Genomic DNA, 21,463 nt, shown 5'->3' with positions numbered 1-21,463 from the left:
CAGTGTGGGGTCATGGCGGCTCTGCCCACAATGCGCGATCAGCCCCCATTGATCCACTGAACGGAGCCAGGACGTTACCTTTTTGAGCTCGGAGGCGGGATAATAAGACATCACAGAAACGTGAATACGCCGGTTACCCTCCGGGGCGGCCGACAACGCGGGAAGGGATACACGCATGGCGGCGATGAAGCCGCGGACCGGTGACGGTCCGCTGGAGGTCACCAAGGAAGGACGGGGCATCGTCATGCGGGTCCCCCTCGAGGGTGGCGGCCGACTCGTCGTGGAGCTCTCGGCGGACGAGGCCAGCGCCCTCGGCGACGCGCTGAAGAAGGTCGTGGGCTGAAGCCCGCGACCTGTTCGTTTCCATGTCCGGCCCTGGCGACGGGCGTCTCCCTCGCCGGGGCCGCTCTGTTGGAGGTAGACGTGCCCATCGAGACCACGACGTCGCTCGCCGAGCGGCCCGCCGGCGAGCCCGAGCTGCTGGCCGTGCCCTTCGGCCCGGACCTCGCGCCCGCCGTCGAGCTGCCCGTCCCCGCGGCGGCCCTGCTGGCCCATTACGAGGCCAAGGGCGAGCCTGGCGAGATCGTCGAGGTCCCCGTCCCGCGCGGTGACGGCGTCGGCCGGATCCTGCTGTACGGCACGGGCGACGGCACGGCTCGCGCGCTGCGCCGGGCGGGCGCGTCCGTGGCGCGCAAGGCCAGGGGCCGGGCCTCGGTGACGGTCACGGTCCCCGGGCAGGGAGAGGTCGCCGCGCTCGCCGAGGGCGCGCTGCTCGCCACGTACACGTTCACCATCGGCAAGGGCGGCTCCTCTCCGGTGAGAGAGATCGTCTTCGCGGGCGGCGACGAGCGGGCCCTGCGCCGCGGCGAGGCCGTCGCGCGGGCCACCGCCCTGGCCCGCGACCTCGTCAACACCCCGTCGTCGGTCAAGACCCCCGCCTGGCTCGCCGACCAGGCCAAGATCGTCGCCGCCGACTCGGGCCTGGACGCGCGCGTCTGGGAGGGGGAGCAGCTCGCCGAGTTCGGCGGCATCCGGGCCGTCGGCCAGGGCTCGGTCAGCCCGCCCCGCCTCGTCCAGCTCTCGTACGCCCCGCGGGACGCGCGGCGCCACGTCGTGCTGGTCGGCAAGGGGATCACGTTCGACACCGGCGGCCTGTCGCTCAAGCCCACCGAGGGCATGAAGGCGATGAAGACCGACATGGCCGGCGGGGCCGCGATCATCGCCGCGATGAGCGCGCTGGCGGCGTTCGAGGCGCCCGTCCGCGTCACCGGCCTGGTGGCCTGCGCGGAGAACGCCATCTCCGGCTCGGCCCAGCGGCCCAGCGACGTCATCCGGCAGTACGGCGGCCGCACGGTCGAGGTGCTGAACACCGACGCCGAGGGACGGCTCGTGCTGGCCGACGCGCTCGCCTACGCCGACGCGGAGCTCGAGCCGGACGTCCTGATCGACGTGGCCACCCTCACCGGGGCGGCGAAGGTGGCCCTCGGCGTGAACCTCGGCGCGCTGTACGCGACCGACGAGCCGCTGGCGGACGCGCTGCTCGCGGCCGGGGAGGTCAGCGGCGACCGGCTCTGGCGGATGCCGCTGGTCGACGACTACCGCGACATGCTCGACTCCGACGTGGCCGACCTGGCCAACGTCGACAGGAAGATGTCCGGCTCTGCGGGCTCGGTGGCGGCGGCCCTGTTCCTCAGAGAGTTCACCGGCGGGCGTCCGTGGGCCCACCTCGACATCGCCGGCCCGGCCCGCGCCGGGTCCGACGACGCCGAGATCACCAAGGGCGGCACGGGCTTCGGCGTCCGGCTGCTGCTGAGCTACCTCGCCGGCTGAGTCACCGTGGCGGCTGCCGCCTCGCCCCGTCCCCGCTGTGCTCAGGCGAGCTTGACGGCGGCGAGCAGGCCGTCGCCGAGGGGGAGCAGCAGCGGGCGCAGCCGCTCGTCGTTCCTGACCAGCTTGCCCAGCTCCCGCACGGCCACGGTGTCCGGGTCGCGCTGCGTCGGGTCGGCCACCTGGTCGTGGTGCAGGGCGTCGGCGAAGGCCACCACCCCGCCCACACGCAGCAGCCGCACCGACTCGGTCAGGTAGTCGATGTACTCCTGCTTGGCGGCGTGGCAGAAGACGAGGTCGTACCCGCCGTCGGCGAGGCGGGGGAGCACGTCGAGGGCGCGGCCCCCGATCAGCCGGATCCTGCTGCCGGAGAACCCGGCCTCCGCGAACGTCTGCCGCGCCATCCGCTGGTGCTCGGGCTCGACGTCCACGCTGGTCAGCGTGCCGTCCGCGCGCATCCCCCGCAGCAGCCACAGGCCGGAGACGCCGCAGCCGGTGCCGACCTCGACCACCGAGCGGGCGTTGACCACGGTCGTGAGGAAGCAGAGCGCCGCCCCGCATCCGGGCAGGATGGGGCGTGCCCCGACCTCGATGCCCCGCCGGCGCGCGGACCGCAGGATGTCGTCCTCCGGGACGAACTCCTCCGCGTACTCCAGGCTGGCCGGTGTCGCCATCGGCCTCTCCCTCCCCTGCTTCATCTTGGACGCAGCCTAGGGGAGTCGGCCCGGAACGGGAACTCACGCCACAACGGGGACGTTGCACGCTTTGAACGGTCTTTGTTCAAGGCCGCTCTGCCCGCGGTGCGCAGGAAGGGGCGAAACCAGGCACTATGGCTGTAGCGACGATCCTGCAGAGAGGAATGCCGGTGGACGAACACGACCACCAGGCGGAGACTTCGGTGTCCGGCTGGACGCCTCCCACTTGGGAGGAGGTCGTCCGAACGCATTCCGCGCGGGTCTACCGGCTGGCGTATCGCCTGACCGGCAACGTGCACGACGCAGAGGACCTCACGCAGGAGGTCTTCGTCCGCGTCTTCCGGTCCCTGTCCAGCTACACGCCGGGCACCTTCGAGGGCTGGTTGCACCGCATCACGACGAACCTCTTCCTCGACATGGCGCGCCGCCGGCAGCGCATCCGCTTCGAAGGTCTGGCGGACGACGCCGCCGAGCGGCTGCACGGCCGGGAGCCGTCGCCCGCCCAGGCCTACGACGACGCGCACCTGGAGCCCGACATCCAGGCCGCGCTCGACTCGCTGGCCCCCGAGTTCCGGGCCGCGGTGGTGCTGTGCGACATCGAGGGGCTGTCCTACGAGGAGATCGCCGCCACTCTCGGCGTGAAGCTCGGGACCGTGCGCAGCCGCATCCACCGCGGCCGCGCCCAGCTGCGGGAGGCGCTCGACCACCGGGCGCCCGCGGCGAACCGGAACAACGATCAAACCCCCCCTTCGATCAGCAGGGAGGGACTATGAGCCATCTCGGCGAGCGCGTCTCCGCGCTCATCGACGGCGAACTGGGCCACAACGACAGAGAACGCGCCCTCGCCCACCTTACCTTCTGCGCCGACTGCCGCGCCGAGGTCGACGCGCTGCGCGCGCTCAAGAGCCGGCTGCGCTCGATGGACCCGCCGGCCATGCCGGCCGACCTCACCATGTCGCTCCTGCGCATGTCCGAGCCGGGAGGGCCGCTGCCGCCACGGATGCGGCCCTTTCCCGACCATCCGGCGTACGGCTCCGGGGGTCTTCCCGGCATGCACGTGGGCGGGCCCGTGGACAACCGGCCCCGGCGCCGCGACGCCGGATCCTCCGGCCCCGGACGGCCCGGCCGAGCCCGGCGCGCGGGATACGTCGCGGTCGGGGTGGCGTCCGCCGCCGTCGCGATCAGCACCATGTTCCTGGTGGGCGGCGGCTCTGCCCCCCAGACCCCCACACGGGGGGAGATGTTCGTGCCTCCGGTGCACAACCAGGCGCCGCTGGTGAGGTTGTCGCCGACTCCGTCACGGAGTGTGACGCCGACCCTTGCCCACTGACGGGCCACGACGTCATACGATCGGTCCCTGAAGCCGTCGGGGGCGCGTTCGGCGTCGCAGGGCGGCCGCAAGCGGATGCCGCCGTGCGCGAGGAGTGACTGCCCGATGACCGACCACACGCGTTCGCACGACGCGTCGGACCGGCCCGAGCCCTCTCCCGGCGGCGAGGAACCCCGCTGGGGTCCTCTCGGCGGGACGCCCGAGCCCCCGCCGCCTCCGCCGCCCCTGCCCGGCGCGTACGGCATGGGACCCGAGTGGGCGCCGCCGCCCGCTCCCGCCGAGCCGCCGCAGCGGGGCCTCAACCTGGCCCTGTTCGCGGCGCTCGCGGTCGTCATCGCCCTGGTGGCGGGTGGCGTCGCGAGCTGGGGGACGTTCCTGCTGACGCGGTCGCCGTCCGGCACCGACCCGGGCTACTCGCTGGCCACGCCGTCCGCCGCCCCCACGGGCCGCGCCCCCGACTCGGTCGCCGGGGTGGCCGCGAAGGTGCTGCCGAGCGTGGTGTCGCTGGAGGTCAGGGGCAGCGGCGAGGCCGGAACCGGCTCCGGCTTCGTCATCAAGGGCGGCTACGTCGTCACGAACAACCACGTGGTCGCCGTCGCCGCGCAGGGCGGGGAGATCCGCATCCGCTTCGCCGACCGCAGCTCGCTCGGCGCGCGGATCGTCGGCCGCGACCCCAACTCGGACATCGCGGTGGTGAAGCCCGACGGGCCGATCAGGGCGCCGGAGCTCCCCCTAGGGAACTCGGACGGCGTCGTGGTGGGAGACCCGGTCATCGCGATCGGGTCGCCGCTCGGCCTGATGGGCACCGTCACCACGGGCATCGTCAGCTCGCTGAACCGCCCGGTCGAAGCCGGTGGCTCCACCGGCTCCGACTACGCGCTCATCAACGCCATCCAGACGGACGCGGCGATCAACCCCGGCAACTCGGGCGGCCCGCTCGTGAACGCCGCCGGCGAGGTGATCGGGGTCAACTCGGCCATCGCGACGCTGGGCGGCAGCGCGGGCTTCGGCCAGCAGACCGGCAGCATCGGCCTCGGGTTCGCGATCCCGGTCAACCAGGTCCGCCGGATCGCCCAGGAGCTGATCACCTCCGGGACGGCCAGGACCTCGCGGATCGGGATCAGCATCGACCAGAGCTACCAGGGCCAGGGCGTGCGCATCGCCACGCAGGCCACGGGCGGGGCGACCCCGGTCACGCCGGGAGGCCCGGCGGACCAGGCGGGCCTGCGGCCGGGCGACGTCATCCTGGAGGTGGACGGCCGGCCCGTGGGCGACAGCCGGGAGTTGATCGTGAGCATCCGCAGCCGGGCTCCCGGCGACCGGGTGGAGATCAAGTTCCAGCACGACGGGGAGGTCAGAACGGCGACCGTGACGGTCGGCGCGGCCCCCGTCCCCTCGGCCGGTCCGTCCTGAACGGGCGGCGGCCGTCGGCCGTCCCCATCGCCGATACGGGGCATTAGGCTGAAACCAGCTCGTCTTGCAGAAGGAGATCACCGTGTTCGGAATGGGCTGGCCGGAGCTACTGGCGCTCGTGGTGATCGCCCTGCTCGTGTTCGGCCCGGACAAGCTGCCCCAGGCCGCGTCCCAGGCGGGCCGCACGCTCCGGCAGCTGCGGCAGATGGCGAACAACGCGAAGGCCGACCTCCAGGCCAACCTGGGCCCGGAGTTCTCCAACTTCGACCCGGCCGATCTCAACCCGAAGACGTTCGTGCGCAAGCATCTGCTCGACGACCTCGAGAACGACTGGAACGGCACGCCCGCCGTCCCCGAGGTGGTCTCCCCGACGCCGGAGCTCGGCATCGGGGAGATCCCGCCGTACGACAACGAGGCGACCTGATCCGGCCCCCGGCCGGGATCAGTGCTTGACCGGGGAGATGTCCAGCTTGAGGCCCTTGAGGCTGGTGGACTTCTTGCTCAGCGAGCCCGCGATCCGGCGCAGCTCGGCCGCGGCCAGGGAGTCGGGGTCGGTGAGGACGAGCGGCTTGCCCTCGTCGCCGCCCTCGCGCAGCCGCAGGTCGATCGGCACCTGACCGAGCAGCGGGACGCGGGCGCCGAGGGTGCGGGTCAGCGCGTCGGCCACGGTCTGGCCGCCGCCCTCGCCGAACACCGGGATCCGCTCGTCGCAGTGCGGGCAGGGCAGCCACGCCATGTTCTCGATGACGCCCGCGATCTGCTGGTGGGTCTGCGCGGCGATCGAGCCGGCCCGCTCGGCCACCTCGGCGGCCGCCTGCTGCGGGGTGGTCACCACGAGGATCTCGGCCGTGGGCATCCGCTGGGCCACCGAGATCGCGATGTCGCCGGTGCCCGGGGGCAGGTCCATGAGCAGGACGTCGAGGTCGCCCCAGTAGACGTCGGTGAGGAACTGGTAGAGCGCCCGGTCGAGCATGGGGCCGCGCCAGACGACCGGGGTGTTGCCCTCCGGCTTGAACATGCCGACCGAGATGACCTTGATGTCATGCGCCACCGGCGGCATGATCATGTCCTCGACCTTGGTCGGGCGCTCGCTCACGCCGAGCATGCGCGGCACCGAGTGGCCGTAGATGTCCGCGTCGACGACGCCGACCTTGAGCCCCGAGGACGCCATCGCGGCGGCCAGGTTCACCGTGACCGACGACTTGCCGACGCCGCCCTTGCCGCTGGCGACCGCGAACACGCGCGTCAGCGAGCCGGGCTTGGCGAAGGGGATCTCCTTCTCCGGCCCGCGGTCGCCGCGCAGCTTGGTCTGCAGGTTCTTGCGCTGCTCGGTGCTCATGACGTCCATGTCCACCTGGACGCGGGCCACGCCGTCGATCCGGGACACCGCGGTCGTGACGTCCCGTGTGATGGTGTCGCGCATGGGGCAGCCGGCGACGGTGAGATACACGCCAACGCGCACCACCCCGTCGGGGGAGATGTCGACGCTCTTGACCATGTCGAGCTCGGTGATCGGCCGGCGGATCTCGGGATCGTTGACCGTCGCGAGCGCAGCCATGACCAGTTCTGGGGATGGTGCCATGAATCCATGCTATGGACTCAGGCGGTGTTGTCAGTACACGGGCCCTGGGTATCCGGTCAGGCCGGGCGCCCCGTCAGGTCGTCGTGCAGGCGCTGGAGCTCCGACCTGATGTAATCCCTCGTCGCCACCTCGCCCAGGGCCAGCCGCAGGCTCGCGATCTCCCGCGTCAGGTACTCGATCTCCGCCTGGTTGCGCTCGGCCGTCATGCGGTCCTGCTCGTACTGCACGCGGTCCCGGTCGGCCTGCCGGTTCTGCGCGAGCAGGATCAGCGGAGCCGCGTACGACGCCTGGAGCGAGAGCATCAGCGTCAGGAAGATGAACGGGTAGGGGTCGAACTGGTAGGGCGCGAACGTGTTCCACAGCAGCCACAGCCCGACGACGACCGTCATGTAGACGATGAACCGGGCGGTGCCGAGGAACCGGGCGATGCGCTCCGACAGCCGCCCGAACGCCTCAGGGTCGTAGTACGGCCGCAGGCGGACGGTCAGCTCGCGCGGCTGGTCGAGTCGCTCTGTCACTGTCGCTCCCGCCAGTCCTCAGGCAGCATGTGGTCGAGGACGTCGTCCACGGTCACGGCGCCCAGCAGGCGCCCGATCTCGTCGACGACGGGGATCGCGACCAGGTTGTACGTCGCCAGGTAGGAGGCCACCTCGGTGACGGTCAGCTCCGGTCTGATCGGGTCCACCGTGTTGTCTATCACGCTGCCGAGCAGCGTCGACGGCGGCTCCCTGAGCAGCCGCTGGAAATGCGCCACCCCGAGGTAGCGGCCGGTCGGCGTCTCGTTGGGCGGGCGGGTCACGTACACCATCGCGGCGATCGCCGGAAGCTGCTCCTGCTGGCGGATGTGCGCGAGCGCCTCCGCGACCGTCGACGTCGGCAGGAGGACGACGGGCTCGGTGGTCATCATGCCGCCGGCCGTGAACTCGCCGTAGCTCAGCAGCCGCCGGACCGGCTCGGCCTCCTCGGGCACCATGAGCCGCAGCAGCCCCTCGGCCTGCTCCGCGGGAAGGTCCTGCAGCAGGTCGGCCGCGTCGTCCGGGCTCATCTCCTCCAGGACGTCGGCCGCCCGCTCCCGGTTGAGCCGGCTCAGCACGAGGACCTGGTCGCGGTCGGGCAGCTCCTCCAGGACGTCGGCCAGGCGGTCGTCGTCGAGCGCGGCGGCCACCTCGGCCATCCGCTTGCTGGGCAATTCATGCAGCATGTTGGCAAGGTCGGCCGGGCGCAGCGCCTCGAACGCCGCGAGGAGGTTGGCCGCCCCCTGGTCCTTCTGGATCACCTCGAAGCCGCCGACCTCGTCCCAGTCCACGATCAGCGTCTCGCCTCTGCGGCGGGTCCCGCGCCGTACGGCGACCTTCGTGACCAGCCACTCGAACGGCCGCGGCTGCTCCATCGCGAGGTCCTGGACGGTGACCGGGTCGCCCTTGTACTCCACGCCGAGGTCGAGGAGCTCCCCGATGGCGAGGGTCTCGGCGTCCCTGCGCTCGAAGCGGCGCACGTTGAGCTTGCCCGTGAAGATCGCCGCGCGGGCCTCGATGCTGGTGATCCTGGTGATCGGCAGGAAGACCCGGCGGCGCGGCTGGACCTCCACCACGAACCCGTGGACCCGGGGCGGCAGCGCCCCGCGCAGCGAGACCACGACGTCCCGGATCCGGCCGATCTGGTCGCCGGCCGGGTCGAACACCGCGAGCCCCGCCAGGCGCGCCACGAAGATCCGATCCACCATGCCAGGGTACGCAAGCCGCCCGGACGGAGGGACGCCGGAGGGATGCGGCGGAGGCGCCCGTTGTGACAGGATCAAAGCACGTAATGAGTACTTACACGGGCGGGTGACATGAGGGCGGTCAGCCTGGGGATCGCGGCGGTCTCTGCGTTGTGCTTCGGCTTCTCCGGGCCGATGGCCAAGTTCCTGGGGGCGGCGGGGCTCACGCCGCTGGAGGCGGTCTGGGTCAGGATGGCGGGCGCCGGAGTCGTCCTGCTCCTGGTGCTCGCCGCCGTACGGCCGAGGGCCCTGCGCATCCCCCGTAACCGCCTGCTGTTCTTCGCCGCCTACGCCGTGGTCGCCGTGGCCGCCGTCCAGTGCCTGTTCTTCCTGGCCATCACCCGGCTGCCGGTCGGGGTGGCGCTGCTCATCGAGTACACCTCGCCGGTGATGGTCGCGCTGTGGGTGCGGTTCGTCCGGCATGTACGGCTGCCGCGTTCGGCCTACCTGGGGGCGATCGTCGCCGTGGCCGGCCTCGCCGTCGTCGTCGAGGTCTGGGACGGCCTGCGCCTGGACGCGGTCGGACTGCTGCTGGCCCTGGTCGCCTCCGCGTGCTGCGCCGGATATTTCCTGATGAGCGATTCCTTCGGCGACGACGTGGACACGCTCGGCCTGGTCGGCTGGGGGATGCTCGGCGCGGCCGTGGTCCTCGTGCCGGTGTCGCGCCCCTGGGACATCCCCTGGTCCGCCTTCGCCGGGAGCGCGAGCGTCGGCGGCCACTCCCTGCCCGTGGCGGGCGCCGCCGCCTGGCTGGTCCTGATCGCGACGGTCGTGGCGTACGTCACCGGCGTCACCGCGGTCCGGCGCCTGTCGGCCGCGGTGGGCGCGACCGTGGCGTCCATCGAGGTCATCGCCGGGGCGGTGATCGCCTGGGTGCTCGCGGGCGAGCGTCTCGGCCCGGCCCAGATCGTCGGCGGCGCGGTCGTGCTCGGCGGGGCCCTGCTCGCCCAGTCGGCGACCGTGCGGCTGCCGGCCGCCCACGACCCGGCGACCGCCGTCGAGGCCGCCCGCGTGTGAGGACGGGACGGGGGCCTGGATGCGGGGTCTCATTCCCGCCGGTCCCGCGCGCCCGGCGTCGGCAGACTCGTATCCGTGAACCGCGCATTCGACGGGATCGTCGACCGCTACGTCCTGGCCTGCGATGAGTTCGAGCGGAGGCTGCAGGAGGTGCGGCCCGGGCAGTGGTCCGGGCCCACGCCCTGCGCCGGCTGGACCGTGCGCCATCTCGTGAACCACATGGCCGGGGGCAATCTCAACTACGTGCGTCTGCTGCGAGGCGGCACGAAGGAGGAGTTCCTGCGGCTGCGCGACGCCGACGTCCTGGGCGACGACCCGGTGGGCGCCTACGCGCGTTCGGTGAGGGAGTGCGCCCGGGCGTTCGCGGGGGCGGGCGCCCTGGAGCGCGTGCTCGACTATCCGTTGGGGCAGGTGACCGGTGGCCAGGCGCTCGCCGTGCGGACCGCGGACAGCGTCATCCACACCTGGGACCTCGCCCGGGCCCTCGGGGCGGACGACGTTCTGGATCCCGGTCTGGTCGCGTGGGTCGACGACAACCTGGCCGAGATCTACGCCGGTCTGTCCGAGACTCCCGTCGACCTCCACACGACACACCGGTTCTTCGCCGCCCCAGACGGGACGCCCGGCCCCGGCGCGTCGCGGCAGGATCGGCTGCTGCACCTCATGGGGCGGCGCCCCTGACCCGCGCCGCGGCCGTTCAGGGCCCGCTCCCCGGGTCCGGGCTTGGGCGCGGCGTGAGCCGGACGGCCGCGGCGCGGCCGGTCAGGGGCCGCCGTCCGGGTCGGGGTCCGGTCTTGGGCGCGGTGTGAGCCGGACGACCGTGGCGTTCTCGGCCCAGCGGGCGGGCAGGCCGGCGGCGTCGGGCGCGTTGAGGCGGTCCTTCGCCAGGGCCGCCACCGCGTCGGGGGCGGCCGCCTGGTCGACGACCTCGACGGAGGCGGGGAAGCGGACGAGCCGCGAGCCGTTGTCCTTGCTCCGCAGCGTGACCTCGACCTCGGCCGACTCGGCGAGGCCGGGCAGCGGCTGCTCGCCGCCGCCCGTCACCACGTAGATCGCGCCGTCGTGCCACACGTGCCACGCCAGCCGCTCCCCGGAGGGCAGCGCGAGCCACAGCACGCCCGACTTCTTCGCGCCCTCTTCGATGACCGCGATGCTCACGCCCCCCAGCCTCTCACGCCGGGGTACGGATCACTTGTTGGCGAGGCGCCAGGCCGTGGGCAGGAGGCCGGCGGCGACGGCGATCTTCAGCAGGTCGCCCACGACGAACTTCCCCGCGCCCTCGACCAGGGCGGTGCCGAGGTCCATGCCCGTCACGGCGACCAGGACCGGCAGGCCGAAGGCGTAGATGACCAGGTTGCCGAGGATCATCGTGCCGACCGTGCGGGCCGCCGTGCGGTCGCCGCCGTGCTGGGCGAGCCACCCCACCAGCGCCGCGGCGGCCACGAAGCCGACGACGTACCCGAACGTCGCGCCGCCGAACCCGTGCGAGCCGTGGGCGAACCACGGCACGCCGGCCACACCGGCGATCATGTAGAGGGCCATGCTGAGGGCCGCGCGGTTCAGGCCGAGCGCGGCGCCGACGAGCACGACGGCGAGGGTCTGCCCGGTGACCGGGACGGGGGACCCCGGCACGGGGACGCTGATCTGGGCCGCCAGGCCGGTCAGGGCCGCGCCGCCGAGGACGAGGGCGGCGTCGCGGATCCGGACGCCCAGCGCGCCGGAGGCGGCCGGGAACGCGGGGACGAGATCGGAAAGAACGGCGGGGCGGGCCCCCGTGGCGGCGTTGACCATCGGTCACTCCTTGATGAGACGTTCGTGACCTCCGACCGGTCGGGGCACGGAGGATCTTTGCCTTCGTGCCCATTCTTCGGCAGCCGCGGGCAAAGCCCTACGGGCCCCGCGCCAAGAACGATTCGCCGGATTTGTAGGAGAGCCACAGCGGCAAGGGGCCCGTACGCGAGGAGGGGGAGGAGATTCGGCCGCTCCCGGCGGCCGGGTTGTGGCACTTCTACCAAGGCCGGTTCCGGCACTACCACCAACGACGAGTCCGGCGCTGCCCCGAAGGACACACGCCCGGCGGCCCGGTGCGCCGCGATCCCGGCGGGCCTCGCTACGGTGTGGCCATGCGCGCTCGACGATCGTGCCTGGCGGTGCCCGGCAGCAACCCCCGCTTCCTCGAGAAGGCGCAGGGGATCGCCGCCGACGAGGTGTTCCTCGACCTGGAGGACTCCGTGGCCCCCGGCGCCAAGGAGGAGGCCCGCCGCAACGTCGTGGGCGCCCTCCGCGAGGGCGACTGGACGGGGAAGACCGTCGTCGTCCGGGTCAACGACGTGACCACGCAGTGGACCTACCGCGACGTGATCGACGTGGTGGAAGGCGCGGGCGACCGGCTCGACTGCCTCATGCTGCCGAAGGTCCAGGACGCCGCGCACGTGGTCTGGCTCGACACCCTGCTCGGCCAGATCGAGCGGGCGACCGGCCTGCCCGAGGGCCGGATCGGCATCGAGGCGCAGATCGAGAACGCCCGGGGACTCGTCAACGCCGACGACATCGCGGCCTCCTCGCCGCGGCTGGAGACGCTGGTCTTCGGGCCGGCCGACTTCATGGCGTCGATCGGCATGCGGACGCTCGTGGTCGGGCGGCAGCCGCCCGGGTACGACGAGGGCGACGCCTACCACTACATCCTCATGCGCATCCTGATGGCCGCGCGGGCGCACGACCTCCAGGCGATCGACGGGCCGTACCTGCAGATCCGCGACCTGGACGGCTTCCGGGCGGTCGCCCGCCGCGCCGCCGCCCTGGGCTTCGACGGCAAGTGGGTGCTCCACCCGACCCAGGTGGAGACGGCCAACGAGGTGTTCTCGCCGTCCCAGGAGGACTACGACCACGCTGAGCTGATCCTGGACGCGTACGAGTACCACACGACGGTCGAGAAGCGGGGCGCGGTCATGCTCGGCGACGAGATGATCGATGAGGCGTCCCGGAAGATGGCGCTGGTGGTGGCGGCCAAGGGCCGCGCCGCCGGGCTGAGGCGCACCGGCGCCTTCACCCCGTGACGGGCGGCCCGGCCGTCAGAACCGCACGCCGAGCGTGGTGAAGAACCAGAACGACGAGGTCAGCCAGAGCCCGGCGAGCGCGGTGAAGGCCAGGCCGCCGAGGACCGGCAGCGTCCACCCCGGCAGCCCCCGCTTAGGCAGCGCGAGCATCTTGGCCGTGAACACCCCGTAGAAGAAGCAGCCGAGCACCGAGTGGACGAGCACACGGGGCGCGTCGTACTGGGCGCCCAGCGAGTAGAGGCAGTGGAACGCCACCGGGACCGTCAGCACGAAGGCGAGGCGGCCGGACCAGCGGTGCAGCGGCGCCACCCACGAGCCGGTGACCGGGATCCTGCCCCACAGCGCCATGGCCGACAGCACCTGGACGACGGCCAGCAGCGCGGCCCCGGTCGTCAGCCAGGCCTTCATGGCGAGCGGTCCGGAGAAGCCCGCCAGGCCGACCGCGAAGCCGGTGGGGGCGTGGGCCCTGCCGTACACGCCGAGGGCGACGGCGACGAGCCCGCCGGCGAGGAGGGGGACGAGAAGCGGCGCGGCTCCGCGCGCCGGGGCGGCCTGTGTGTGCGTCATGGGAGGCTCCTGCTGAGGCGATCGGGACGGGGGTCGTGGGGTGGGGCGCCGCCGAAGCGGCCCGGGTTTCCGGCACAACGGGCCGGGTTCCGGAACGCGGCGGGTTCCGGAACGCGGCGGGTTCCGGGACGAGAGGTCAGGGCGCGAGGTCGTCGAGGAAGGCGTCGGGCTCCTGCGGGCGCAGCGGGACGCCGTAGTAGTCGACGGGGGAGCCGGGCGTGAAGGCGGGCGCGGGCTCGCCGCTGCCGCCGATGCCCACGCGGCCGACCTCCTGGCCGTCCGGCAGCACGATCCAGCCGCCGACGATCTTCGCGCCGCGGACCACGGCCGTCGCCCGGTAGAGCCCGGACGGCTTCCTGACGAGCGGGGCGACGAACCGCCAGGTGGCGTCACCGAACTGAATCTTTCCCTGGGCCCTGCCCTTGCCGAGGGCGGCCGTGATCAGGGAGTGCCGGCCCTTGAGGACGACCGTGTCGTCCGCGGCGGTCCCCTTGAGCCAGGATTCGATGCGGCCGTCGCAGAAGTACGCCACGGCCCGGCCGTCGCGTACGGCGATGGCGACGAGGCCGCCGTTCCCCTGGGCGACGCCGGCGTAGTCGGCCTTCTTCGGCGTGGTGTCCACGGCCGCGGGCTCGGCCTGCGCGGAGTCGGTCTGCTGTGGCGCGGCCGTCTGCCCGGGGGTGGTGGTGACCTCCACGGGAGGGGCGGCGGCCTGCGCGTCCACCTGGCGGAGGGCGGGCGCGGCCGTCACGCTGGCCGCTGCCAGGCCGGCCGCGAGCACGGCGCCCGCGGCGAGGGTGAAGAAGGGTCCTGAGCGGCTCATGTCATGCTCCTGGTCGATCTACCTGGTGTTTCCTCCTGCCGAGTGAACCCGGGAGCGGGCCGCCTGTCTGTGAACTTCTACGCAAAGGAGCAGGCCCGTCGAAAGGCGTCCCCGGGCGGGCGCGAACAATGGAGACATGAGCGAACCTCAGCCGGACCCGGCGGCCTCACACCCGGCCGGCCCGTCGCGGGACGAGCCCGCCGACGGCGGGGCCGGAACCGGTGCGCCTCACGAGGACCGGCCCGGCACGCCTCCGGCCGCCGGGCCGTACGCCGCGGGACCGTACGGGCCGCAGCCCGGCCACGACCCGGGACGGCCTCCCGAGCCGCACCGGCCGGCGGGACAGCCGGACGGGACGCTGGGGCAGGGGCCGTGGGCGGGGCAGCCGGGCTGGGCGCAGGGCGAGGGGCCGTGGGCGGGGCAGCCGGGCTGGGCGCAGGGCGAGGGGCCGTGGGCGGGACAGCCGGGCTGGGCGCAGGGGCAGTCGTTCCCGCCCTACCCGTGGCAGCCGCGCACCACGTGGGCCGTGCCGCCTCCGGCGGGGACCCGCTACGACCGGCTGGCCCGGACGGCCGCGCACCGGTGGTGGCGGCCCGTCGTGGGCACTCTTCTGATCGTCGCCGCGTTCCTGGTCGTGTCGATCGGCGTCGGGCTGCTGGCCGCGCTGGTGTCGCTGCTGCTCGGCACGCAGATGGCGATGGGCGGCGACCGGATCTTCGCCGATCCCGTCCTCGACCTCGGCGTCCACCTCGGGGTGATCGCCCTCGCGATTCCGCTCGTCTTCGGCGCGGCCTGGGCGGTCCAGCGGCGGCTGCCGGGGTCGCTGTCGTCGGTCGCCCTGCGCTTCCGGTGGAGATGGCTGGGGGCGTGCCTGGTCGTCGCGCTGGTCGCGGTCGTGCTCGGCCAGCTCGTGGAGGGGGCGACGCTGGAGGCCACCGGCGAGGATCCCGGCTATCGGTGGGCCGGGTGGGAGGCGTTCCTCCCGCCGATGATCCTCATCCTCGTGCTCGTGCCGTTCCAGGCGGCCGCCGAGGAGTACGCGTTCCGGGGGTGGATCCTCCAGTCCTTCGGCGCGTACCTGCGCAATCCCTGGCCGGGCATCCTGCTGGGATCGGTGGCCTTCGCCGCCCTGCACGGGTACACCGAGTGGGGCATCGCCTACGTCTTCGGGTTCGGCATCCTGATGGGCTGGCTCGCGATCCTCACGGGCGGCCTGGAGGCCCCGATCGCGCTGCACGCGACGAACAACGTGGTGGCGTTCGGAGTCGTCGCCGCGTCCGGGGACATGGGCGGAGCGCTGCAGCAGGGGTCGCTGCCGTGGCAGTCGCTCACCGGGACGCTGGTGCAGTTCGCCGTGTACGGCATTGGAATCGTCGTTATCGCCCGTAAGAGGGCAATTCAGACACTCTCCCGATAAATCTGACTAGAGAGGTCTGGTTCCGGGCGCGTTCCCGTGTTGCTCTGGATTGGTGATGGGGTATCACAATGATCGCGTCCGCTTTGCCGTACCAGTGGTGGAACGGTCCGGATTAGCCCCCCTTGGGTAGGAGGTACTGAGCGTGGCCTCGGGCCCCCACGAGCGCGACCGGCGGCATGCCGCCGACGACCAGAGCACCTCACGCGCAGAGGAGTCCCAGCAGCACCCGGCGTCCCCTCCGACACTTCACCACTCGCCCCCCGGCCCCTCCCCTTGGGCCCTGCCCCCGTTCTCCGCCCCCGTGCCGGAGGACGCGGAAGAGCCGGAGGATCGGGAGGGGCGCGAGCCCGGCCAGAGCGGCTGGGCTCCGCGGCCGGAGTCCCGGCCCGAGCCCCCGCGGGAGGGCGAGCGCGCGACGAGGAGCGGGAGGCGGCCCTACTCGGCGCCGTACGCCCCGGCCGAGCCCCGGCACGGCCGTTCGCCGGGGCGGTCCTCCGCGGAGGATTCCCCGCCCGAGGCCGGCGGCGACGCCGCCCCGGCGACCTGGCACGGCGAGGGTGCCAGGTCGCCGGATCCGGCGTCCGCGGGCGGCGGCGATCCGGGACGGCCGGGGGCGGGCGTGCCGTCCGCCGGGGCCGGCCGGACGTCCGGCGGCGAGAGCCCCGGGCAGCGTGACCCGGAGCGCGACCCTGAACGCGCCGAGGGGCCGCCGAGGCGGATGGTGAACCGGCCGGACAAGCTGGTCGCGTCCGGTCCGCCCCGGGTGACCCGAGCCCGGATCCCCCACGAGAACCCCGACGGCCCCGGAGCCCCCGAGCTCGACACCCCGCCGTCCGGCCCCTTACGCGAGCCGTCGTCCGCGCCAGGTCCGTCGCGCGAGGCCCCATCCGCGCCCGGGCCCTTACGCGAGACCCCTTCTGCACCCGGCTCATCGCGCGGGACGTCCGGGCCCTCAGGCGACACCCCGTCCGCACCCGGTCCATCACGACCCTCCTCCGCGCCGGCCGGCGCGTCGCCCGGGCGGCCGGGGGAGGGCGACTCGCCGTCGCAGCCGGGACAGGTCTGGAGCCACACCCCTCCCGAGCCGGCATCGCGGCACGATCTCGGCGAGCCGGGCGGGTCCGGCATCCGCCTCCGGCCCGAGATCCCCGCCGAGCCCGAACCTGGGCAGACCGACGAGGTCCGCCGCCCCGGCCCCCACGCCTACCAGCCCCCGTACCGGGACCGCCCTCAGGAACCGGTCCCCCCGGACGACAAGCCGCCGTACGGGGAGTCCCCGGAGGAGCCCGTACGGGAGCCGGTGGAGCGGATCGGCCGTCCTCCGGGCGGGCGGCCCGCCCGTCCGGACGTGCTCGTGGCCGTCGGCCCGCCCCGCGCGGGCGGCGGCCGGCGCCATCGGCGGGCCCTGCCGCCCCGCCGGTACCCCTCCGGCAGGCTGGTGACCCCTCTCGTGGTGGCGGTGGTCCTGATGGTCGCCGCCGTCCTCGGCGTGGCCGTGGTCAGGTGGACGCGGGAGCCGTCCACGGCCGGGCTGCGGCTGGCGGCCGGCGACGGCCAGTCGGGCGACGTGGCGTTCGCGGCGCCCGGCATGCCCGGCAACGGGTCGAGCCAGGTGCTCAACGCGTTCGCCTCGTCCGGGACGACGGTGGTGGCGGTCGGCAGCGACACGACGAGCCCGAGCCCGCGGCCGCTGTTCCTCGTGTCCACCGACGGCGGCAGGGACTGGCAGCTCGGTCACGTCGCGGGCCCGGCCGGGTACGAGCCGAGCGCGGGGGCGGTCGGCCGGGTCGCGGGCGGCGGCGGCCGCTGGCTGGCCGTCGGGACCGACGCCCCCGGCCCGGCGGGTCCCGGCGCCCGCGGGATGTGGGTCTCCTCCGACGGCCGTTCGTGGACGGCGGTGGACCCGGCGGGGCTCACCGCGTTCTGGAGCCAGGACCGCATCGCCGACGTGGCCAGGACCGCGAGCGGCTTCCTCGCCGTGGGCGCCACGACGCTCAAGGACGGCACGGCAGGCCCGGTCGCCTGGGTCTCGCCGGACGGGAGGAGCTGGACGAGGGTCGACACCGACCAGATCGGCACCCCCGACAAGGTCAGGGGCATGCGGGCGGTGGCGGCGCGCGGCGACAAGGTCGTGGTGCTGGCCGACCCTGGGTCCGGCGACTCGGTGTCGGTGATCCTGCGCTCGGACGACGGCGGCCGCAGCTGGCTCCGCACCGCCGCCGCCCTGGCCGACGTACGGCCGGAGCCGGGAGCGCTGGCGGTCACCGCGAAGGGGTTCCTGCTGGTGCCGACGCGGCAGAAGTCGGACGCCGGGGACGTGCGGGTCTACTGCTCGCCGGACGGCGCCCGGTGGTCCCAGTGCGGGGTGATCGGGAAGCTGAGCGCCGAGGGCACCGGCGTGCGCGGCCTCGCGGCGTCGGCCGCCGGGGTCGCGGCGGTGGCCGAGTCGGCCTGGGAGCGCTACGCCGTCTACACGAGCGAGGACGGCCGGAAGTGGACCAGGAGTGCCGACCTCGGCGAGATCCCCGGCACGCTCCGCGGGCTGACCATCACCGACGCCGGCCTGCTCGTGGCCGGCGGCGACAAGCGCGGCCCCGGCGACGTGGAGAACCTGCCCGTCCTCATGACGGCGGGCAAGGGTGAGGCGGCCAGGGCCGTCCCGCTCGACTCGATCCCCGGGCTGAACCGCCTGGCCAGGGACACCGCGGACGTGGCGGCCGCCGACGGCGCGTTCGTGGCGGTCGGCTCGGCCAACGGCGACGCCGCGATCTGGACCAGCGGCAACAACGGGGCCAACTGGAAGGACGCGTCCTACCCCGACCTGCTCGGCGGCCCGGGACGGCAGGCGCTCAGCGGCGTCGCCCACGGCCCCCGAGGGTGGCTGGCGGCCGGCAGCACGATGACCGATCCCGCGGTGACCCGGCCGCTGCTGGTCACGTCGGCGGACGGCCGCACCTGGCGGCCGGGTCCGGTCCTCGACGTCCCCCCGGGCCATTTCCTGCTCGCGCCCCAGGTCGTGGCCGCCGGACACAAGGGGTACGTCCTCGCGGGCGAGGACAGGGGGGCGACCGGCGTGGTGCCCGCGCTGTGGTTCAGCCCCGACCTCAGGCGGTTCACGCGGTCGGCCGCGTCGAGCATGCCGGCCGGGGGAGCGGGCGTGCGGATCCACGACGTGGCCGCGACGCCGTACGGGTTCATGGCGGTCGGCGCGTCCGGCTCGGCCGACCGGGAGACCGGGGTCGTGTGGATCTCGTCCGACGGCCTCAACTGGACTTCCCGCAGCGGCGTGGTCCCGCCGGGCGTCACGTCGGCCGGCCTGCGCCACGTCGTGACGACGGCGTCGGCGGTCGTCGTGGTGGGCACGGCCGTCACCGGCGAGGGCGTCCGCCCGTTCTCCGCCGTCTCGACCGACAACGGCGCGACCTGGGAGTACGGCACCCTGCCCGCCGAGGAGCCGGCGGTCGTCCTCGACCTGACCGCGACCCGCGACGGGCTGGTGGCGGTGGGCGCGCACGGCGAGGGCGGCGAGGGCGACAGCGCCGCGTGGATCTCCGGCGACGGCCTCGACTGGACGTTGCAGGAGCTGACCCAGGACGGCCTGGGCGGGCCGGGATCCCAGTGGCTCGGGGCGGTGGCCGTGTCGGGCAGCCGGGTCGTCGCCATCGGCAGGTCCACGACGTACGCGGACGACCACCTCACCCTCTGGCGCAGCACGGTCACCTCGGGCGACCGCTAGACGTGTCAGGTCGAGGCGTGGTCACGTCGATCACGCCCCAGGCCGTGAGGGCGTCGACCAGGCCGTCGGTCAGCGGGAGCCGTACGAGATCGGGCGGCGGCCACCAGCGGGCGTCGGCGGCGTCGTCGCCGGGGGACAGGCGTCCGCCGGCGGGCGTCGCGAGGTAGTCGTGGATCTCGTAGGTGACGCCGTCAGGCCCGGGGCGCGTGACCATGCCCGCGAGCCCGCCGACCACTACGTCGAGACCGGTCTCCTCGGCCATCTCCCGGCGGAGGGCCTGCTCGTCGGTCTCGCCGGGCTCCACCCGGCCGCCCGGCAGCGACCAGAGGCCCTCGCCCGGAGGGTGGCCGCGCCGCACCAGCAGGAGACGCCCGTCGGCGTCGGCCACGATGGCCCCGACACATCTGATGAACCGCACATCACCAAGATTACGACTGGATAACGGGCAGGCTCTTGACGTCGGCAGCGGTGCGACGCACCGTGAGTAGTTGTGAGAACCGCGCCCACTTGTCCGCGGTGTTTCGGGCCGCTGCACGAGCCGAGCGTCTGGACGAGCTCCTGGCGCTGCGACGCGCACGGGGACGTGCTGCCCCTTCAGCCTCCCCGTCGCCCCTCCCGTCTCGCCCTCGACGCCCTGCGGGAGGCCGCCCGGGTGCCCGTCTGGCTTCCGTGGCCGCTCCCGATGGGCTGGCTGGTGACCGGCTTCGCCGAGGCGGGCGACGAGCGCACCGGGGTCAGGGCGAGCGTCGTCGCCCTGACCGGGCCGTCGATCACCCACGGCCCGGCCGACATGCTGGTCATCGCCGAGGAGCCGGGGGTGGGTCTCGGGGCGGCGTTCGCGGGGCTTCCCGGGCCCGATCCCGGGGCCGGGTTCGACGCCGGGCCGCCGCACGCGAAGATCGACGCCCGGGGGCATCCGACGGCGCTGTGGTGTGCGGGCAGGGTCCCGGAGGACCGGGCGGTCTACGTCGGCGAGGCGCTCGGCAACTGGCTGTGGACGATCGCCTGGCCGGCCGAGGCCGGCTGCTTCATCGCGCTGGCCAACCTCTCGCTGCGCGACCTGCGCGAGCACGACCAGGAGCTCGACCTGCCGTTCGGCGCGTTCTCCCCCCGCCTCGACGGCGACCTCTGACACCCCCGCTCACAGGGACCGCGCCGGCGCCGTTCTACGCGAGCCTGCCGAGGCCGCGGGCCAGGACGGCGGCGGTCTCGGCGACGACCTTCTCGTCAGCGGGGGCGCCGGCCGCCTTGCGCGTCGTGTAGACGGCCATCACGATCGGGGCGCCGGTCCGGCCGGGCCGGACGACGGCGATGTCGTTCGCCGTGCCGTACGACGAGCCGGTGCCGGTCTTGTCGCCGACGAGCCAGGTCGCGGGCAGGCCGGCGCGGATGCGGGCGTCGCCGGTGCGGGTGGCGCGGAGCCAGCCGTTCAGCCGGTCCTTGTCCTGCGGAGTGAGCGCGTCGCCGACGGTGAGCGCGCGCAGGTCCCGGACGACGGCGGCCGGCGTGGTCGTGTCCCGCCTCTCTCCGGGGCTCCAGACGTTGAGGCCGGTCTCCCAGCGGTCGAGCCGGGTCGTGCCGTCTCCGATCGAGCGGAGATACCGGGTCAGGCCCGCCGGTCCACCGACCCGCTTCAGCAGAATGTTCCCTGCGGTGTTGTCGCTGCGGGTGACGGCCGCCTCGCACAGCCGCGCCACCGTCAGCCCGTCCTCCACGTGCCCGGCCGTGATCGGCGAGTTGGGCTTCACCTCCGCGGCCGTCCAGTGGACGACGCGGCTCATCAGGCCGGGATCGGAGGTGCGGGCCGTGTGCAGCACGGCCGCCGCGGCCAGGGCCTTGAACGTGGACAGCAGGGGGAACCGTTCGTCCGGCCGGTAGGAGACCGTGGCGCCGGTGGCCGTGTCGACGGCGTAGGCGCCGATCCGGCCCCGGAAAGACGCCTCCAGCGCGCGCAGCTCCCGCCGGACCAGCGCCTGTCCCGCGGTCTGCCGGGCTGTGGGGACGGCGGTCCGGCTCGGCGTCGGCGTCGCCGCAGGGGCGGGAGCCGCGGCGGTGTCCTCACGGCAGGCGGCGGCCCCCGTGAGCAGGCCGAGCGCCAGCGTGGCCCTCACCGCGATCGGGAGACCACGGGTACGGAGGTGTCGCATGCCCTGTCCTCGTTCTCGTCCGGCTGGGGCAAGGAGCAAAGCAGACGCCGTACGGCGGCGTCCACTGTCGATATCGTGGAAGCGGCCGACAACC

22 protein-coding genes are annotated in these 21,463 nt (G+C 73.8%); 12 read left to right on the top strand and 10 right to left on the bottom strand.

What is annotated here, in order from left to right:
- Positions 1 to 175: 175 nt before the first annotated feature.
- Positions 176 to 343 carry a DUF3117 domain-containing protein gene (locus MPTA5024_RS40375; protein ID WP_076433904.1) on the top strand — a complete coding sequence of 56 codons (168 nt, stop codon included), beginning with the start codon at positions 176 to 178 and terminating at the stop codon, positions 341 to 343.
- An 80-nt stretch (positions 344 to 423) separates the two neighbouring features.
- Positions 424 to 1,830, top strand: coding sequence for a leucyl aminopeptidase (locus MPTA5024_RS34940; protein ID WP_036332259.1), 1,407 nt, complete (start codon positions 424 to 426; stop codon positions 1,828 to 1,830).
- 41 nt (positions 1,831 to 1,871) lie between these two features.
- On the opposite strand, the gene MPTA5024_RS34935 is transcribed toward MPTA5024_RS34940, so the two are convergent.
- Positions 1,872 to 2,501, bottom strand: a complete 630-nt coding sequence (locus tag MPTA5024_RS34935; protein ID WP_036332258.1) for an O-methyltransferase — start codon at positions 2,499 to 2,501, stop codon at positions 1,872 to 1,874.
- Positions 2,502 to 2,686: 185 nt separating this feature from the next.
- Here MPTA5024_RS34935 and sigE point away from each other — a divergent pair, with 185 nt between their 5' ends.
- The 4 genes from sigE to MPTA5024_RS34915 all read left to right on the top strand — a co-directional run bounded on the left by sigE (position 2,687) and on the right by MPTA5024_RS34915 (position 5,689).
- On the top strand, positions 2,687 to 3,295 hold the full coding sequence (sigE, locus tag MPTA5024_RS34930) for an RNA polymerase sigma factor SigE (RefSeq protein ID WP_051459060.1): 609 nt from the start codon (positions 2,687 to 2,689) through the stop codon (positions 3,293 to 3,295).
- Positions 3,292 to 3,852, top strand: a complete 561-nt coding sequence (locus MPTA5024_RS34925) for an anti-sigma factor family protein (protein WP_036332257.1) — start codon at positions 3,292 to 3,294, stop codon at positions 3,850 to 3,852. Before sigE ends, MPTA5024_RS34925 begins: the two co-directional genes overlap by 4 nt.
- A gap of 105 nt (positions 3,853 to 3,957) precedes the next feature.
- Positions 3,958 to 5,265 carry a S1C family serine protease gene (locus MPTA5024_RS34920; protein WP_051459059.1) on the top strand — a complete coding sequence of 436 codons (1,308 nt, stop codon included), beginning with the start codon at positions 3,958 to 3,960 and terminating at the stop codon, positions 5,263 to 5,265.
- An 82-nt stretch (positions 5,266 to 5,347) separates the two neighbouring features.
- On the top strand, positions 5,348 to 5,689 hold the full coding sequence (locus tag MPTA5024_RS34915; RefSeq protein ID WP_036332839.1) for a sec-independent translocase: 342 nt from the start codon (positions 5,348 to 5,350) through the stop codon (positions 5,687 to 5,689).
- 18 nt (positions 5,690 to 5,707) lie between these two features.
- Here the strand turns inward: MPTA5024_RS34915 and MPTA5024_RS34910 are convergent, their stop codons facing one another.
- Genes MPTA5024_RS34910 through MPTA5024_RS34900 form a run of 3 tightly spaced genes read right to left on the bottom strand, consistent with a single transcriptional unit; the run spans position 5,708 to position 8,567 of the window.
- Positions 5,708 to 6,847, bottom strand: a complete 1,140-nt coding sequence (locus tag MPTA5024_RS34910; protein WP_036332256.1) for an Mrp/NBP35 family ATP-binding protein — start codon at positions 6,845 to 6,847, stop codon at positions 5,708 to 5,710.
- Positions 6,848 to 6,903: 56 nt separating this feature from the next.
- Positions 6,904 to 7,365, bottom strand: a complete 462-nt coding sequence (locus tag MPTA5024_RS34905) for a DUF1003 domain-containing protein (RefSeq protein WP_036332255.1) — start codon at positions 7,363 to 7,365, stop codon at positions 6,904 to 6,906.
- Positions 7,362 to 8,567: a magnesium transporter MgtE N-terminal domain-containing protein gene (locus tag MPTA5024_RS34900; RefSeq protein ID WP_269750661.1), complete on the bottom strand. Its 1,206-nt coding sequence runs from the start codon at positions 8,565 to 8,567 to the stop codon at positions 7,362 to 7,364. The genes MPTA5024_RS34905 and MPTA5024_RS34900 overlap by 4 nt, the downstream gene beginning before the upstream one ends.
- Positions 8,568 to 8,678: 111 nt before the next feature.
- Between MPTA5024_RS34900 and MPTA5024_RS34895 the strand changes: the two genes are divergently transcribed.
- Both MPTA5024_RS34895 and MPTA5024_RS34890 read left to right on the top strand, forming a co-directional pair.
- Positions 8,679 to 9,623, top strand: a complete 945-nt coding sequence (locus MPTA5024_RS34895) for an EamA family transporter (protein WP_051459058.1) — start codon at positions 8,679 to 8,681, stop codon at positions 9,621 to 9,623.
- A 75-nt stretch (positions 9,624 to 9,698) separates the two neighbouring features.
- The gene (locus MPTA5024_RS34890; protein WP_157099894.1) at positions 9,699 to 10,304 is read left to right on the top strand and encodes a TIGR03086 family metal-binding protein; all 606 of its coding nucleotides are present in this window, start codon (positions 9,699 to 9,701) and stop codon (positions 10,302 to 10,304) included.
- Positions 10,305 to 10,385: 81 nt separating this feature from the next.
- Here MPTA5024_RS34890 and MPTA5024_RS34885 read toward each other — a convergent pair whose 3' ends face one another.
- Both MPTA5024_RS34885 and MPTA5024_RS34880 read right to left on the bottom strand, forming a co-directional pair.
- Positions 10,386 to 10,781 (bottom strand): hypothetical protein, encoded by a 396-nt coding sequence (locus tag MPTA5024_RS34885; protein WP_232326777.1) that lies wholly within the window; start codon positions 10,779 to 10,781, stop codon positions 10,386 to 10,388.
- A 30-nt stretch (positions 10,782 to 10,811) separates the two neighbouring features.
- Entirely contained in the window at positions 10,812 to 11,414 is a 603-nt protein-coding gene (locus MPTA5024_RS34880; RefSeq protein WP_036332253.1) for a biotin transporter BioY, read from the bottom strand.
- A gap of 332 nt (positions 11,415 to 11,746) precedes the next feature.
- On the opposite strand from MPTA5024_RS34880, the gene MPTA5024_RS34875 reads away from it, so the two are divergent.
- Complete coding sequence (locus tag MPTA5024_RS34875) at positions 11,747 to 12,679, top strand: HpcH/HpaI aldolase/citrate lyase family protein (RefSeq protein WP_036332834.1); 933 nt, start codon at positions 11,747 to 11,749, stop codon at positions 12,677 to 12,679.
- Between the two features lie 15 nt (positions 12,680 to 12,694).
- Here the strand turns inward: MPTA5024_RS34875 and MPTA5024_RS34870 are convergent, their stop codons facing one another.
- Complete coding sequence (locus tag MPTA5024_RS34870) at positions 12,695 to 13,246, bottom strand: DUF6529 family protein (RefSeq protein WP_036332252.1); 552 nt, start codon at positions 13,244 to 13,246, stop codon at positions 12,695 to 12,697.
- Between the two features lie 136 nt (positions 13,247 to 13,382).
- Positions 13,383 to 14,069, bottom strand: a complete 687-nt coding sequence (locus MPTA5024_RS34865) for a hypothetical protein (RefSeq protein WP_051459057.1) — start codon at positions 14,067 to 14,069, stop codon at positions 13,383 to 13,385.
- A gap of 136 nt (positions 14,070 to 14,205) precedes the next feature.
- Between MPTA5024_RS34865 and MPTA5024_RS34860 the strand changes: the two genes are divergently transcribed.
- The gene (locus MPTA5024_RS34860) at positions 14,206 to 15,486 is read left to right on the top strand and encodes a CPBP family intramembrane glutamic endopeptidase (RefSeq protein WP_051459056.1); all 1,281 of its coding nucleotides are present in this window, start codon (positions 14,206 to 14,208) and stop codon (positions 15,484 to 15,486) included.
- Between the two features lie 1,300 nt (positions 15,487 to 16,786).
- Positions 16,787 to 19,222 carry a hypothetical protein gene (locus MPTA5024_RS34850; RefSeq protein ID WP_036332250.1) on the top strand — a complete coding sequence of 812 codons (2,436 nt, stop codon included), beginning with the start codon at positions 16,787 to 16,789 and terminating at the stop codon, positions 19,220 to 19,222.
- Here MPTA5024_RS34850 and MPTA5024_RS34845 read toward each other — a convergent pair.
- Complete coding sequence (locus MPTA5024_RS34845) at positions 19,203 to 19,640, bottom strand: NUDIX hydrolase (RefSeq protein ID WP_036332249.1); 438 nt, start codon at positions 19,638 to 19,640, stop codon at positions 19,203 to 19,205. The two genes, MPTA5024_RS34850 and MPTA5024_RS34845, sit on opposite strands and share 20 nt — an antisense overlap.
- A gap of 72 nt (positions 19,641 to 19,712) precedes the next feature.
- Between MPTA5024_RS34845 and MPTA5024_RS34840 the strand changes: the two genes are divergently transcribed.
- Positions 19,713 to 20,354, top strand: a complete 642-nt coding sequence (locus MPTA5024_RS34840; RefSeq protein WP_036332248.1) for a DUF6758 family protein — start codon at positions 19,713 to 19,715, stop codon at positions 20,352 to 20,354.
- Positions 20,355 to 20,388: 34 nt separating this feature from the next.
- Here the strand turns inward: MPTA5024_RS34840 and bla are convergent, their stop codons facing one another.
- Entirely contained in the window at positions 20,389 to 21,369 is a 981-nt protein-coding gene (bla, locus tag MPTA5024_RS34835) for a class A beta-lactamase (RefSeq protein WP_051459055.1), read from the bottom strand.
- Positions 21,370 to 21,463: the final 94 nt, after the last annotated feature.

Origin of the sequence: Microbispora sp. ATCC PTA-5024 (genome assembly GCF_000511135.2) — a bacterium.
Taxonomy (GTDB): Bacteria; Actinomycetota; Actinomycetes; order Streptosporangiales; family Streptosporangiaceae; genus Microbispora; species Microbispora corallina.
This window is presented reverse-complemented; position numbering and strand designations above follow the sequence as displayed.

Coding starts and splice junctions, on each gene's coding strand:
- MPTA5024_RS34870 (WP_036332252.1), bottom strand. CDS start 13,246: ATGACGCACACACAGGCCGCCCCGGCGCGCGGAGCCGCGCCGCTTCTC.
- MPTA5024_RS34860 (WP_051459056.1), top strand. CDS start 14,206: ATGAGCGAACCTCAGCCGGACCCGGCGGCCTCACACCCGGCCGGCCCG.
- MPTA5024_RS34935 (WP_036332258.1), bottom strand. CDS start 2,501: ATGGCGACACCGGCCAGCCTGGAGTACGCGGAGGAGTTCGTCCCGGAG.
- bla (WP_051459055.1), bottom strand. CDS start 21,369: ATGCGACACCTCCGTACCCGTGGTCTCCCGATCGCGGTGAGGGCCACG.
- sigE (WP_051459060.1), top strand. CDS start 2,687: ATGCCGGTGGACGAACACGACCACCAGGCGGAGACTTCGGTGTCCGGC.
- MPTA5024_RS34925 (WP_036332257.1), top strand. CDS start 3,292: ATGAGCCATCTCGGCGAGCGCGTCTCCGCGCTCATCGACGGCGAACTG.
- MPTA5024_RS34895 (WP_051459058.1), top strand. CDS start 8,679: ATGAGGGCGGTCAGCCTGGGGATCGCGGCGGTCTCTGCGTTGTGCTTC.
- MPTA5024_RS34920 (WP_051459059.1), top strand. CDS start 3,958: ATGACCGACCACACGCGTTCGCACGACGCGTCGGACCGGCCCGAGCCC.
- MPTA5024_RS34910 (WP_036332256.1), bottom strand. CDS start 6,847: ATGGCACCATCCCCAGAACTGGTCATGGCTGCGCTCGCGACGGTCAAC.
- MPTA5024_RS34875 (WP_036332834.1), top strand. CDS start 11,747: ATGCGCGCTCGACGATCGTGCCTGGCGGTGCCCGGCAGCAACCCCCGC.
- MPTA5024_RS34880 (WP_036332253.1), bottom strand. CDS start 11,414: ATGGTCAACGCCGCCACGGGGGCCCGCCCCGCCGTTCTTTCCGATCTC.
- MPTA5024_RS40375 (WP_076433904.1), top strand. CDS start 176: ATGGCGGCGATGAAGCCGCGGACCGGTGACGGTCCGCTGGAGGTCACC.
- MPTA5024_RS34865 (WP_051459057.1), bottom strand. CDS start 14,069: ATGAGCCGCTCAGGACCCTTCTTCACCCTCGCCGCGGGCGCCGTGCTC.